Origin of the sequence: Pseudalkalibacillus sp. JSM 102089, assembly GCF_041366475.1 — a bacterium.
Classification (GTDB): domain Bacteria; phylum Bacillota; class Bacilli; order Bacillales; family Guptibacillaceae; genus Guptibacillus; species Guptibacillus hwajinpoensis_B.
The window spans coordinates 348,445-363,494 of sequence record NZ_JBEWYW010000004.1 but is presented as its reverse complement, the minus strand read 5'-3'; the positions used below and the strand labels follow the sequence as shown (position 1 = coordinate 363,494).

Below are 15,050 nucleotides of genomic sequence, written 5' to 3'. Positions count from 1 at the left end.
TATCTACAGCTTTTTTCTTGAATTGAATATCATATGTTTTATTAATTTTACCCATAGAAAAATCCCCTCCATAATAGACAGCTTAGTGCGCTTTCTTTTTTCTGTCTACTATGAGGGGATCATATCAAGTAGGGACGGCTGTAATTCTTAATAAACGGAAGTATTGTCTTTTGAAATCGTCTCTAGGTTTTCTTTTACCCGAGCAAGAAACTTACCGCAAATCATGCCATCTAGAACTCTATGGTCAAGAGAAAGGCAAAGGTTAACCATATCACGAACAGCAATCATACCGTTGTTCATAACTACAGGACGCTTCACAATACTCTCAACTTGAAGAATAGCTGCTTGAGGATAGTTTATGATCCCCATTGATTGAACAGAGCCGAAAGATCCAGTGTTATTCACAGTGAATGTTCCACCCTGCATTTCTTCACCCTTCAATTTACCCGTTTTCGCTTTTTGAGCAAGCTCTTTCACTTCGCGAGCAATGCCTTTAATTGATTTTTCGTCTGCATTTTTAATAACAGGGACGAAAAGAGATTCATCTGTTCCTACAGCAATAGAAATATTAATATCTTTTTTCTGAACGATCTTATCGCCAGCCCACATTGAATTCATTTGAGGGAATTCTTTCAGAGCTTCTACGACAGCTTTAACAAAGAACGCAAAGAATGTTAAGCCATATCCTTCCTTCTTTTTAAAGTCATCTTTTATCCCATTTCGATATTCAACGAGATTCGTTACGTCAACTTCAATCATCGTCCATGCATGTGGCGCTTCATGCTTACTGCGAAGCATATTGTTGGCAATCGCACGACGAACACCGGTAACAGGAATTTCAATATCCCCTTCTGCTACAGGAACATCTGCTCCTTTTCCTTCAGAAGTTTCTTTCACTGGAGCTTTTGGAGCTTCTTTCTTCTCTTCCTTCTTGCTAACAGCTTTAGGTTCTTCTTTAGGTGCTGGCATTTCACCTGACTCAATCACCTTCTGGATATCTTTACGGGTAATTCGCCCACCTTTACCAGAACCGCTTATTTGTTCAAGATCAAGATTGTTTTCCTGAGCCATACGGAGAACAGCTGGTGAATAACGACGTTTCATCGGCTGCTCTACTTCTTCTTGATCTTTTTTATCTTCAGATATATTCTCTATCGCTTTTTGACCAGTAGATTCTTCTTGCTTTTCTTCTGATGCTCCACCTTCAATATCGATATAGCAAACCAGTTCGCCTACTTCAATCGTATCGCCTTCTGCAGCTACAAGCTCTTTAATTACGCCTGTATAAGAGGATGGAACTTCCGCATTCACTTTATCAGTATTTACTTCCGCAATTGGATCGTACTTATTAACAGTATCGCCAACTTCAACTAGCCATTTCTCAATTGTACCTTCTGTGACACTCTCGCCCAACTGGGGCATGAGTATTTTTTCAACTGCCACTCTAATCCCTCCTATTCATCCCACGGTTTAAAATTCAGCTAATTCACGCATCGCTTTCTCGACTTTATCAGGATTTAACATGAAATATTTCTCCATCGGAGGAGAATACGGCATTGCTGGGACATCAGGTCCTGCAAGGCGTTGAATTGGAGCGTCAAGATCAAAAAGACACTCTTCCGCAATAATCGCTGAAACTTCACTAATAATGCTACCTTCTTTATTATCCTCTGTAACAAGAAGAACCTTTCCTGTCTTCTTCGCCGCTTCTACAATCGCTTCACGATCAAGCGGGTATACTGTTCGAAGATCAAGAATATGAGCAGAAATACCGTCTTTCTCAAGCTTCTCGGCAGCTTGAAGGGCAAAGTGAACGCTTAGACCGTATGTAATAACCGTGATATCGTCACCCTCACGCTTCACATCCGCTTTTCCTATTGGAAGCGTATACTCTTCTTCAGGCACCTGTCCTTTAATCAAACGATAAGCTCGTTTATGCTCAAAGAAAAGAACTGGATCGTCATCACGAATCGCTGCTTTTAGCAATCCTTTTGCATCGTAAGGAGTTGATGGCATAACAATTTTAAGTCCCGGTACATTAGCAAAAAGCGCTTCGACAGATTGCGAATGATAAAGGGCACCATGTACTCCACCACCATACGGAGCACGAATGGTAATTGGACAGCTCCAATCATTATTAGAACGATAACGAATTTTTGCCGCTTCTGATACGATTTGATTGACCGCAGGCATGATGAAATCAGCAAACTGCATCTCAGCTACAGGACGCATCCCATACATGGCAGCACCGATACCAACGCCTGCGATAGCAGACTCCGCAAGTGGAGTATCAATCACTCGTTGTTCTCCAAACTCATCATACAAACCGTCAGTAGCGCGGAAAACTCCACCTCGTACCCCTACATCTTCACCTAATACAAAGACTTTCTTATCGCGCTGCATTTCTTCTCTTAGGGCCTGGGTTATCGATTGAATATATGAAATAACTGGCATAATGGTTCCCCCTTACTCTGCGTATACATTCTTCATTGCATCTTCGGCAGGTGCATAATCCGCATTTTCTGCGTATTCTGTTGCTTCATCGACCTCTTTTTGAACACGGTCGTGAATTTCTTTTTCAATCTCATCTGTTAGAACGCCAACCTCTTTTAAATAAGCTGCAAAGGTAATGATCGCATCCTTTTTCTTAGCTTCTTCTACTTCCTCACGCGTACGATAGGCGCGATCGTCGTCATCACTTGAGTGAGGCGTTAAACGATAAGAAACAGTCTCAATTAATGTTGGACCATCACCGCGACGTCCTCTTTCAACTGCTTCTTTTGATGCTTCATATACAGCAAGTGGATCATTTCCATCAACAGTTACTCCTGGCATACCATAACCGATGGCACGGTCTGACACCTTCTCACAAGCTAACTGCTTAGAAACTGGTACTGAAATCGCATATTTATTGTTTTCACATACGAATAGAACTGGTAACTTATGAACACCAGCAAAGTTTGCTGCTTCGTGGAAATCCCCCTGGTTCGATGAACCTTCACCGAATGAGCAGAATGTAACAAGGTCTTTCCCTTCCATACGTCCCGCAAGAGCAAATCCTACCGCATGTGGGACTTGCGTTGTTACTGGAGAAGATCCAGTAATAATATTATTCTTTTTCTGTCCGAAGTGTCCAGGCATTTGACGACCTGCAGAGTTTGGATCTTCTGCTTTCGCAAATCCAGATAGCATAAGGTCTTTTGCAGTCATACCGAACGCAAGGACAACTCCCATATCACGATAATAAGGAGCGACAAAATCTTTTTCAGGATCCATTGCAAAGGCAGAACCTACCTGTGCGGCCTCCTGCCCTTGACAAGAGATTACAAATGGAATTTTCCCAGCTCGGTTAAGTAACCACATGCGTTCATCAATTTTTCGAGCCATTAACATTGTTTCAAACATTTCGAGCACTCTTTCATCAGAGAGACCTAATGCTTCATGACGATTTTCAGCCATAATGTTTTACCTCCTTATATAACATTTATTAAGAATGAATTGCTTTTCCATCCACTGCAAGCGCAGCTTCACCAATTGCCTCGGATAATGTTGGGTGAGGATGGATGGTATGTGCCACTTCCCATGATGCAGCATCTAGTACTTTTGCAAGACCAGCTTCCGAAATCATATCTGTTACATGAGGACCTATCATATGTACGCCAAGGAGATCCTCGTTATCAGCATCAGCTACAATTTTCACAAAACCATCAGACTCCCCAAAAACAAGCGCTTTGCCAATCGCTTTAAAAGGGAATTTCCCAATCTTAACATTATGACCTTGCTCTTTTGCCTGATCTTCTGTCAAGCCAACACTTGCCATTTCTGGACTGCTATAAATGCAGCTAGAAACCATTGTGTAATCAATTGGTTCAGGATTTTGATCCGCTAAATGTTCAACGGCTGTAATCCCTTCATGAGAAGCCACGTGAGCCAGCTGCATACCTCCAATAACATCACCAATCGCATAAATATGAGATTCTTTCGTTTGGTAATATTCATTGGTCTGGATGACACCCTTGTCTACCTCGATCGTCGTGTTCTCAAGTCCAATGTTTTTCACATTTGCCTCACGCCCAACTGATACAAGCATTTTGTCAGCAGTAAACGTTTTGGTTTCCCCTTCATGCTCAGCATTAATGGAGACACCATTATCTATTGTAAGAGAATCCCCCATCACCTTTGCTCCAGTGAAAAGCTTGATTCCTTTTTTCTTCATAAGCTTATGCGCTTCTTTAGAAATATCCTTGTCTTCTGTTGGTACGATCCGATCCGCATATTCTACAACCGTAACGTCTACACCAAAATCAACAAGCATTGAAGCCCATTCAATCCCGATTACGCCTCCGCCGACAATGATGATCGAAGATGGTAGACTTTCCATACGAAGCGCTTCATCAGAAGTCATAATATATTCGCCATCTACTTCAAGGCCTGGAAGCGTACGCGGTTTAGAACCAGTTGCAACAATAACGTTTTTGGGAATTAGCATTGCATTTTCTTCTCCGTTATTCATCTCGACTGAGACCGTACCAGGCATTGGAGAAAAGATAGATGGTCCAAGAATTCTACCAAAGCCCTCAAATACATCAATCTTCCCCTGCTTCATTAGGTGTTGAACACCTTTATGAAGTTGGTCAACGATTCCTTGTTTACGTTCTTGAACTTTCTTAAAGTCTAGCGCAATTTCTTTAGCCATAACGCCAAATTCTTCACCGTGCTTAGCAGTAGCATACACTTCAGCACTTCGAAGCAATGCTTTACTAGGAATACATCCACGATGCAAACATGTTCCACCAAGTTCACGTTTTTCAACGATTGCCGTTTTGAGACCAAGTTGTGAAGCCCGTATAGCGGCTACATAGCCACCAGTACCTCCACCCATAATGACGAGATCATATTCTTCAGCCATTCAAATTCTCCTTTATAGAACAATTTATTCCCTTTTACAGTTAAGGTCGTAACTGTCATATCAAAAGGTTAATAACCATTATATGACAGTCGATTCTACGGAAGAAACAGGGTATACTTTTGCCTTTTCTTCTTTTCTCAACACCCGTAATCCACCTTCAGCTAAAGCCTGAAGCTCATTTTCTCCAGGATGGACAATAACGTCAGCGATCCACTTAATCTGATCTGTTATTTGGGATACAAACTGCTTACCATATGCTAGTCCACCCGTTAATACAATCGCATCGACCTCTCCAGCAAGAACAGCGCTAGCAGCACCAATCTCTTTTGCTACTTGATATGCCATTGCGTCAAAAACGAGCTTTGCTCTCTCATCACCTTCGCTGATCTGCCGCTCTACTTTCACAGCATCATTCGTCCCCAGATAACCAACGTAACCAGCTTGTCCAACGAGCTTCTTCATAATTTCATCTGCATAGTATTCTCCGGAGAAGCACATAGATACTAATTCTCCTACCGGAACTGTACCGGCACGTTCAGGTGAGAAAGGGCCTTCCCCATGCAAACCATTATTCACATCAATTACTTTCCCTCTATGATGCGCGCCTACCGTAATCCCTCCACCCATATGAGTTACGATAAGGTTCAATTCTTCGTATTTAGTATTCAGTTGGGATGCAACTCTTCTAGCAACAGCCTTTTGGTTTAAGGCATGAAATATACTTTTGCGCTCTATTTCAGGCACTCCCGAAAGACGGGCGACATCTTGAAGCTCATCCACAACAACAGGATCTACAATAAATGAAGGAATATTTAGCTGTTCAGCAATTTCAAAGGCAATAATTCCACCTAAATTTGAAGCGTGTTCACCTGAGAAACCATTTCGAAGGTCTTCGAGCATCATGTCATTCACTGAATACGTCCCCCCTTCAATGGGACGTAACAAACCACCACGGCCTACTACTGCTGATAACCTCGAAATGTTAATATCTTCTTCATCTAACGCTTCAAGAATAGTGTTTTTTCTGAATTCATACTGATCGATGATGGTTTTGTATTGATTAATCTCATCCGTATCGTGCCGTAATGATTTCTCAAATACGGCACGTTCATTATCAAAAACACCTATTTTAGTCGATGTTGATCCCGGGTTGATTACCAGAAGTCGATATTCTTTATCTGTCACTCGAAACCCTCCGTTTATCTGCGATGACCTAGAATGTGCTGAGAATTCATTAAGAATTGGCTTCTTGATTGCTTCATTTGCTCAATTCTTTCTTCAGCAAGGCGGTCAGCTGCTGCATAAGTAGGAATACCATCGCGTTTAGAGATTTCAATGACTTTCGCAATGGTGTCATAAATGCCATCAACACGTTTCATAGCGCGATCGCGATTATAACCATAAAGCTCATCAGCAACGTTAATAACGCCACCTGCGTTAATTACATAGTCCGGTGCATAAACGATACCCATTTCGTGAATCTGATCACCATGAGACGTTTCGCGAAGCTGGTTGTTGGCCGCTCCTGCAATAACTTTTGCTTTAATTTTCCCTATAGTCTCGTCATTAATAATGGCACCAAGTGCACAAGGAGCGAAAATGTCGCACTCTACTTCGTAAATATCGTCCGGATCGACTGCTTTCGCTCCAAAATCAGCAACTGCACGATCAACAGATTCTTTGTTAATGTCAGTGACTACAAGTGAAGCTCCTTCTTCGTGAAGATGTTTGCAAAGGTTATATGCAACATTCCCAACACCCTGAACTGCTACTGTTTTACCTTCTAACGAATCGGTACCGAATGCTTCTTTTGCAGCTGCCTTCATTCCAACATAAACACCGTATGCTGTTACAGGAGAAGGGTTACCAGAAGAACCAAATGCCGGTGAAATACCCGTTACATACTCTGTCTCTTCGTGGATCATATCCATATCTTGAACTGTCGTACCTACGTCTTCTGCAGTAATATAACGACCATTTAGACCCTGAATGTAACGACCGAACGCACGGAACATTGCTTCGTTTTTGTCTTTGCGAGGGTCACCAATAATAACAGTTTTCCCCCCTCCAAGATTCAAGCCAGCCGCAGCATTTTTGTAAGTCATCCCTTTTGCAAGACGAAGAGCATCTTCAAATGCCGCTTCTTCGGAAGCATATGTCCACATTCTTGTACCACCTAGAGCTGGTCCTAGTGTTGTATCATGAATGGCGATAATCGCTTTTAATCCTGAAGCTTTATCCTGACAAACTACCACTTGTTCGTAATCATATTTCTCCATATAAGTAAAAAGTTCCATTTAAATCTCCCTCTCTGTTTTCATAAAAATTTATTTAGCTGAACTAACCGCAAGCGCGATACTATAAACTTTACTTTGTGCACTATCTGCTCGAGAAGTTAAAACAATTGGCGCCTTTGCACCTGCAATAACTCCACCAACTTTTGCATTTGCAAAATAAACGAGTGATTTATATAGTGCATTCCCCACTTCAATTGAAGGAACAAGAAGAATATCTGCTTTTCCTGCAACTTCACTCTTTATCCCTTTATGCTCAGCTGCCTCGACAGAAATAGCATTATCTAGTGCAAGTGGTCCATCAATGATACAATCAGCAATTTGACCTCTATTGTTCATTTGTGTAAGTGCTGATGCATCAAGCGTCGCCTGCATAGCAGGATTGACCACTTCTACCGCGGCAAGCGGTACAACTTTAGGTAATGTGACACCAATGCTTTTCGCAATATATACAGCGTTTTTAACAATTTCAACCTTTTGCGTTAAATCCGGGGCAATATTCATACCTGAGTCTGTCACGAAGATCAGGCGTTCGTATCCCTGAACGTCAAACGCAGCTATGTGAGAAAGTACTTTTCCTTTTCGTAACCCATATTCTTTATTTAAAACTTCTTTTAAAATAACCGAAGTGGAGACCATTCCTTTCATTAACACATCGGCTTCTCCATTTCTAACCGCCATCACAGCAGCTCTCGAAGCCTCTTGGTCTGATCGAGCTTGTACAACCTTGATAAATGTTGATTGAGATAATCCGTGATCGTCCAACATTTGCTCGATTTCGTTCTGATCTCCGTAAAGGATGAATGAAGCAAGTTGTTTGTCAATGGCTTTATGAACTGCTTCAATCACTTCTTGATCTGCCGCTGAGGCAAGCGCAACTGTTTTAGTCGGCTGTTCCGCTACCTTCTTCACAAGTTGATCTAAATTCATTGATGTCCCTCCTTTTACGCCATCATACTATTATGCAAGTTCCATGCCAATTCTCACTTGTTGACGCAACAAGGATTCGCGGTAATTGAACTATGCAATAAATTGCAATACATGCAAATTATTGCATGCTAGATTTTTCAATTTCGTGTTTCTCCATTTTATAATACAAATTTCGAAGTGACACTCCTAACGCCTTTGCCGTGGCAGTTTTATTCCCACCGTAATGCTCAAGAGTTTGCTGAATCGTTTTCCTCTCAAATTCATCAACTAACTGGGATAGCATTTTGTCAGGGGTACGTTCTACCGACAATAAATCAGCGTCTTTCTTTTCGCTTAATAAGGACGGAAGATGTTCAAGGTCAATCATGGTTTCAGATGTATCCATATGAATAACAATTCTACCAAGTACATTTTCAAATTCTCTAACGTTTCCAGGCCAATCATAGCTTTTTAAATAATCAATAGCTGATGATGTAATCCCCTCAACGTTTCTTCCATAATCTTGGTTAATTTTTGTAAGAAGATGCTCAGCAAGTGAAGCAATATCTTCTTTGCGTTGTCTTAGTGGAGGGATTTGGATCGGTAAACGATTTAATCGATAGTATAAATCTTCCCTAAATGAACCATCGATTATTCTTTTTTCAAGTTTTGCATTGGTGGCTGCAATAATTCTTACATTGATAGAAACCGGCTTCGCTCCACCCACTCGAACAATTTCACGTTCCTGAAGAACGCGAAGGAGCTTCGCCTGTGTACCTAATGACACCTCTCCAATTTCATCAAGAAAAATACTTCCACCATTCGCTTCTTCAAAAAATCCTCGTTTCCCTCCTTGACGGGCGCCTGAAAACGCACCGTCCTCATAGCCAAAAAGTTCACTTTCAAATAGTGATTCTGAAATAGCCGCACAGTTTACTCTAACAAACTTGTTGTACTTACGATCACTGGCATTATGTATGGCATGTGCAAATAGTTCTTTCCCAGTCCCAGATTCTCCACGAAGGAGCACGGTTGCTGGTGTAGAGGCTGCAAGCTTTGCTTGCTGGACAGAAAACGTCATTTCTTCTGATTTCCCTATAATATCTTCAAATGAATATTTCGCTTCAAGCGTTCGAATAATTTGTCTTGCTCTCTGCAGTTGACTATTCAATGAATGAAGTTCTGAAATATCGTGAATGACGCCTACACTGCCCTTCAATCTGCCATCGACAATAACCGGAGAAACATTAACAACAACTTCTCTCTTACTCGGTCCAACCTTCATCTGAACACCACGTACAGGCTTCCTAGTCCTCAATACACGCATATGCATGCTTTCACCTTCAGATATATCTGTACTCGCCGGCTTGCCAATAACTTGGTCATGTTCAAGACCCGTTAACCTCGTATAAGCCGGATTGATCATTAGACCTTTCCCTTGTTCATCAACAACAGAAATCGCTTCATCAGATGATTGAATAATGGCTTCAAGCATTGACTGCACGCTTTTTAAGTTAGTAACTTCCTGTGCCATTTGCTCAATAGCTGTCATGTCTTTAAAAACCGCTAATGCGCCAATTCGCCTGCCTTCATCATCAAACATCGGGATTCGTGTCGTAATAATTTTTTTCCCATTTGGAAGTAGTTGCTCTTGATTAATTTCCGGCTGGCCGGAAGATAAAACTCGAGGCAACATGCTAGAGGCCATGAGAGACCCAATTATTTTTCCACCAGCATGTGTTTTGGAAATTCCGGTAATTTTCTCAGCACTCCGATTAAATAACGTCACTTCTTCATTTATATTGACCGCAATCATACCGTCATGAGTAGAATCAAGAATGATTTCCTGCTGTTTGGATTGATGACGTAAAGTATCAATTAAATCTTCTTTTTCTTCAATTAACTTAAGAACGATGTTAGCAACTGAACCCGGAATCAATACAGTATGCTTCTCTCGCATGTCTCTAATCTCTTCAAAAACGGTCTCATTTCCAGTAGCTTCAACAATGACATCGATTTCAAAACGCTTTAGTGCAACTTTCCAATTGTCAAAAACAGCAATTCCGCTTTGACGAGCTTTAAGAATACCAGGCGCATCTAAATTACAATCAACCATTGCAATAACATTCATCATCTCAGTCTCTTGTAAGATATCCAAAAGTGCTACCCCGCCTTTTCCGGCACCTACAATCATACATGTTCGCAAATATTCATCACCTGCATCCTATACATGCAATATATTTCATACCTATCATACATCTCTTTTCTTATTTTGACAAATCATGCATGGTTCACTTTTTTTGACTATGTTAACTTATCGTGTTGATTATCCATTTAGTATTTCTCAATGCCGTCGTAACAAAATCCGGTACAAACACGCATAGACACTTTATTCAGAGTTCGCTACAATAACAGTAGCGATGTCTAGAAAGGGTGCGCGGGTAATGAGGTTAATCGCTTTACTTATCGTATTAATTCCAGGGATTTTAGGAGTAATCGGTATTAAATTAATGAGAGACGTTCTTTTCGGTGTACTTAACCCACCATTTACTTCTCTTATTGTTCAATTCATTCTCGGTCTAGTCTTTCTTATAGCCGGTCTTTCTTTTGTTGGTGGGTTTATCTTTTATCGTGATCGTAAGCGAAATAAAGTACAGCAAAAATTTTCTTCAAAGAAACAATAAAAAAACAAAGCCCTTTTGATGTCGGGCTTTGTTTTTTTGCTATAAATTATTTAATAGTGCACTTTACCTGCTATGAGAATAATTATCCATATTATGCTCAATGCGAAGCTTATCGGCAACCATCGCAATGAATTCACTATTTGTTGGTTTTGCTTTTGACATGCTTACAGTATAACCAAACAGATTGGAAATAGACTCCACATTCCCTCGACTCCATGCTACTTCAATTGCATGACGAATAGCCCGCTCAACTCTTGAAGAGGTTGTATTAAACTTCTTTGCGATATCTGGATACAAGACCTTCGTAATAGATCCAAGTAATTCAATATCATTGTAAACCATCGTGATCGCTTCTCTCAAATACATGTAACCTTTAATATGTGCAGGAACACCAATTTCATGAATGATACTAGTGATACTTGCATCAAGGTTTCTTGGTCTGTTTTCTCGTTGCGTGCGTTTGTATGATCCGCCATTTGTGGTAAACGTTGTTTTCTTACCACTTACCTGCCTCACATGGCTTGCCAAATTATCCATATCAAACGGCTTCAAAATAAAGTAGGATGCTCCAAGGTCCACAGCTTTTTTGGTTACATCTTCTTGTCCGAACGCAGTAAGCATAATAACGCTACAAGTGTAATTCATTTCACGTAAGCGTTCCAGAACTGCTAGGCCATCGAGATGAGGCATGATAATATCTAGAACAAGTACATCAGGCTCGTGATCTTCAAGCACTTCCAAGCACTCCTGACCATTGGAAGCGGTTCCGACCACCTCCATATCCTCCTGTCGTGACATATATTCCTCAATCAAATTAACTAATTCGCGATTGTCATCAGCTAAACATACTTTTATTTTTTGCACGGTTCCGTCTCTCCTTCCACAAGTTTGGTTACCGTAGTATAGACATTCAACGGATTTGGTAAATTTCCTCTAAAATTTCTAAAAACTTTTAAAAACAATATTTATTCCGCATAATTCTTAGCTATTCTCCAATTTACTACACGTTACTCTTTTTTCTGAATACTCTTTCAATTTTGTCGAATTTTCTTCATCCACAGTATATCATGGTTGAAAAACGAAAGAAAGCGAACAGTGAGCTTTTTTTAGCTCGCTGTTCGCTTCTCATGACGACTTTCTTCATAAATATTAATCCCAGCCTCTTCTAACATCCATTCAATGTGAACACCATAGCCTGAAGTGGAATCATTGACGAACACATGGGTGACTGCACCGATTACTTTTCCCTCTTGAATAATCGGACTTCCACTCATTCCCTGTACAATTCCACCTGTTTCTTTTAATAGTTCAGGATCCGTTACCTTAATAACCATTCCTTTTGTCGCTGGAAACTTCTGTGGTATTGAACTGATCACTTCTACATCGTATTCTTTTACTTCACTACCTTTAACCACTGTTAGTATTTTGGCAGGACCTTCCTTCACTTGGTGAGAAAGCGCAATAGGCATTGGTTGGTCATACATGCCTTTTTTGACTTCATCATTCATTTCTCCAAAGATTCCAAATGGACTGTTGCGTGTAATCGTTCCAAGTTTTTGCGCCTTATTAGAAAACCTAGCTAGCTTCTCACCCGGATGTCCATTGCTCCCTTTTTCAATAGAAGTGACAGATGATGGATAAATTTCTCCATGGTTTACTACAATTGGCTTTTTTGTATCCATATCAGATATAACGTGTCCGAGTGCACCATACTTCTTTGTATTAGGATGGTAAAATGTTAATGTTCCAACTCCAGCTGCAGAATCACGTATATATAATCCAATCCGGTATGATTCATTTTGTTTATCTTTCACCGGAATCAGCTTCTTACTTAATTCTTCATTTTCTCTCACGATTGTAACTTTCAGTGCATTACCGTCGCTACCGGCTTTCTTAACAATTGTTCCAATGTCACTCATTTTCTTAACGGCTTGACCATTGATCTTAGTAATAATATCGCCAACTTGTATATCTGCTATTTCTCCCGGAGAACGATCTCCCTCATTTGTATGAATTAAATGGTGGCCAACTACTAACACCCCACGTGTGTTTAATTTAACTCCTATAGACTGTCCTCCAGGTATAACCTTAAAATCAGGAAGAACTTTCACGCCAACTTTTTTGACTGGGAAATCTCCTACCGTTAAATCCAGAATATCAGAACCACTTTTTTTGCCGTTTATCGTAAGGTTGCTTTGCTGCTGATCTAGGCTTGCCACTTCTGTACTTCCTAGCGAAGCAACAGCAGGTATTACAGATGAGATCCTGGTTTGATCTCCTTCGAACATGATAATCTCGTCTGGGATAGTTAAAAATAATTGTACCGGCTTTGAAAAACCAAGTGCAATTAAAAAACCAAGGAGAACTACGCCTAACAATTTACGAAACATCTCTATCTTCAATCCTTCACTCTCCTCGCTCTTGCTCACACCTCCAACATGGCTGTATCTATAATTTTGCCTTGAGTCGCGGTTATTATAACCTCTAAAAATGAAAATGCTACCCTGAGTTGGATAGCATTTCAAATCATGATTTTATTTGGTTCGCTTGATGCAATAATTCTCTCGCATGTTTCTTTGTTAGCTCTGTCATTTCAGCGCCAGATATCATTCTTCCAAGTTCTTCAATTTGTTCTTCATCACTTAAATTACCAACACTTGTCTTTGTTCGTCCTTCACCCGTTTCTTCTTTAGAAATATAAAGGTGATGGTCAGCCATTGCGGCAACCTGAGGAAGATGTGTAATAACAAGAACTTGAGAACCAGAAGAAAGGCGCTGAATCTTCTCAGCCATCGCTTGAGCAACTCTTCCACTAACGCCTGTATCAACCTCATCAAAAATAATAGAGGTTATTCCCTGGTGTTTTGAAAAGATGGATTTTAACGCTAGCATTATACGTGATAATTCACCGCCAGATGCTGTTTTTGAAAGTTCTTTAAGCGGCTCACCTGGATTTGTAGAGATCATAAAATCAATATCATCTTGTCCTGATCTGTGAAAGGATTCTTTTTTATTATTTAAGTCATTAAAATGAATAGCAAATTCTGTCTTTCCCATATATAAATCTCTAAGTTCATGATGGATCGCCTCTACAAGATCACTGGCGACCTTTTTACGAAGTCTTGTAAGGTTTTCCGCTTCTACGGTCAGGTCCGCTTTAATACCTTTTAAATTGGATTCAAGCTCTTCTACGCGGTCTTCTCTATTTACAAGTTCATCGACTTCATCTTCAATTGAAGCAGCGTATTCCAAAATTTCTTCTACCGATTCACCGTATTTCCTTTTGAGCACCTGAATTTCATTAAGGCGCTCTTCTACAAAATCTAGACGAGCAGGATCAAATTCAAGTTGATCTCGATATGTATTTAACTTTCCAGCCGTTTCTTCAAGCAGATAAAATTGATTAGCTACTTCTTCGTGGTATCCTTGTAATTCCTCATCAAGATCAGTTACTGATTCAAGTTGCGCCATCGCAAGTCCTACCCAGTCTAATCCTTTATTATCTCCATGCAGAGAATGATAGACATCTTGAAGAGCAGAAAATAATTTCTCAAAATTGCCAAGACGTAGCTTCTCTTCCATTAATTCTTCATCTTCATTTGGAGATAATTCCGCTTTTGAAATTTCTTCAAGTTGGTATTGAATTAAATCTAATCTATGTGCCATCTGTTGTTCGTTTTCTGTCAGGTTCTTCATCTGCTGCTGAATTTTCTTGTATCTTTGAAAAATATCTCGATATTCCACTAATGCCGGACTAATAGCACGGTCACCAAATTGATCGAGCAGCGTTAAATGTTTGTCTGATTGCATCAAATCTTGGTGTTCATGCTGCCCATGTATATCAATAAGTGTTTGACCAATTTCCCTTAAAATCCCGAGTGTGACTAACTTTCCATTGACTCGACAAATGCTCTTACCAGTATTTGAGATATCACGTCGCAATACGACCATATTATCAGTAAACTCGATCCCAACGTCCTCAAGCTTTTGAACTGTTGGATGCTCAGGTTCAATGTGAAACAACCCTTCGATTTCTGCTTTTTTTGTTCCATAACGAACGAATTCAGCAGAACCTCTCCCACCAACTAAAAGTCCAATGGCATCTATGATAATGGATTTACCTGCGCCCGTTTCTCCAGTAAGGACTGTTAATCCACGATCGAATGAAACGGTGATCGCTTCTATGATCGCAAAATTACGAATGGATAGTTCCGCTAACATATTCTCCCACCTTCAAAAGATCCTCTTTCATTT

12 protein-coding genes are annotated in these 15,050 nt (G+C 40.3%); 1 reads left to right on the top strand and 11 read right to left on the bottom strand.

Annotated features, from left to right (window positions below; all coding sequences use genetic code 11):
* Positions 1-147 precede the first annotated feature (147 nt).
* The 8 genes from ABVF21_RS12535 to ABVF21_RS12500 all read right to left on the bottom strand — a co-directional run bounded on the left by ABVF21_RS12535 (position 148) and on the right by ABVF21_RS12500 (position 10,318).
* A complete protein-coding gene (locus ABVF21_RS12535; protein WP_303530723.1) occupies positions 148-1,443 on the bottom strand; it encodes a dihydrolipoamide acetyltransferase family protein in 1,296 nt (431 codons plus the stop codon).
* A 27-nt stretch (positions 1,444-1,470) separates the two neighbouring features.
* The gene (locus ABVF21_RS12530) at positions 1,471-2,454 is read right to left on the bottom strand and encodes an alpha-ketoacid dehydrogenase subunit beta (RefSeq protein ID WP_303530722.1); all 984 of its coding nucleotides are present in this window, start codon (positions 2,452-2,454) and stop codon (positions 1,471-1,473) included.
* Positions 2,455-2,466: 12 nt separating this feature from the next.
* Entirely contained in the window at positions 2,467-3,459 is a 993-nt protein-coding gene (locus tag ABVF21_RS12525) for a thiamine pyrophosphate-dependent dehydrogenase E1 component subunit alpha (RefSeq protein ID WP_371018276.1), read from the bottom strand.
* A gap of 28 nt (positions 3,460-3,487) precedes the next feature.
* A complete protein-coding gene (gene lpdA, locus ABVF21_RS12520) occupies positions 3,488-4,909 on the bottom strand; it encodes a dihydrolipoyl dehydrogenase (protein ID WP_371018275.1) in 1,422 nt (473 codons plus the stop codon).
* A 78-nt stretch (positions 4,910-4,987) separates the two neighbouring features.
* Complete coding sequence (buk, locus tag ABVF21_RS12515) at positions 4,988-6,094, bottom strand: butyrate kinase (protein WP_303530719.1); 1,107 nt, start codon at positions 6,092-6,094, stop codon at positions 4,988-4,990.
* Between the two features lie 14 nt (positions 6,095-6,108).
* Positions 6,109-7,206 carry a branched-chain amino acid dehydrogenase gene (bcd, locus tag ABVF21_RS12510; protein WP_194222096.1) on the bottom strand — a complete coding sequence of 366 codons (1,098 nt, stop codon included), beginning with the start codon at positions 7,204-7,206 and terminating at the stop codon, positions 6,109-6,111.
* A gap of 30 nt (positions 7,207-7,236) precedes the next feature.
* Positions 7,237-8,133: a phosphate butyryltransferase gene (gene yqiS / locus ABVF21_RS12505; RefSeq protein ID WP_194222097.1), complete on the bottom strand. Its 897-nt coding sequence runs from the start codon at positions 8,131-8,133 to the stop codon at positions 7,237-7,239.
* 118 nt (positions 8,134-8,251) lie between these two features.
* Positions 8,252-10,318: a sigma 54-interacting transcriptional regulator gene (locus ABVF21_RS12500; RefSeq protein WP_371018274.1), complete on the bottom strand. Its 2,067-nt coding sequence runs from the start codon at positions 10,316-10,318 to the stop codon at positions 8,252-8,254.
* Positions 10,319-10,556: 238 nt separating this feature from the next.
* On the opposite strand from ABVF21_RS12500, the gene ABVF21_RS12495 reads away from it, so the two are divergent.
* Positions 10,557-10,796, top strand: a complete 240-nt coding sequence (locus tag ABVF21_RS12495) for a DUF2627 domain-containing protein (protein ID WP_226614134.1) — start codon at positions 10,557-10,559, stop codon at positions 10,794-10,796.
* A 63-nt stretch (positions 10,797-10,859) separates the two neighbouring features.
* Here ABVF21_RS12495 and spo0A read toward each other — a convergent pair whose 3' ends face one another.
* From spo0A to recN, 3 genes are all read right to left on the bottom strand, one after another.
* On the bottom strand, positions 10,860-11,660 hold the full coding sequence (gene spo0A / locus ABVF21_RS12490) for a sporulation transcription factor Spo0A (RefSeq protein ID WP_371018273.1): 801 nt from the start codon (positions 11,658-11,660) through the stop codon (positions 10,860-10,862).
* Between the two features lie 242 nt (positions 11,661-11,902).
* A complete protein-coding gene (gene spoIVB / locus ABVF21_RS12485; protein ID WP_303530710.1) occupies positions 11,903-13,198 on the bottom strand; it encodes a SpoIVB peptidase in 1,296 nt (431 codons plus the stop codon).
* A 124-nt stretch (positions 13,199-13,322) separates the two neighbouring features.
* Positions 13,323-15,017, bottom strand: a complete 1,695-nt coding sequence (recN, locus tag ABVF21_RS12480) for a DNA repair protein RecN (RefSeq protein WP_226614138.1) — start codon at positions 15,015-15,017, stop codon at positions 13,323-13,325.
* Positions 15,018-15,050: the final 33 nt, after the last annotated feature.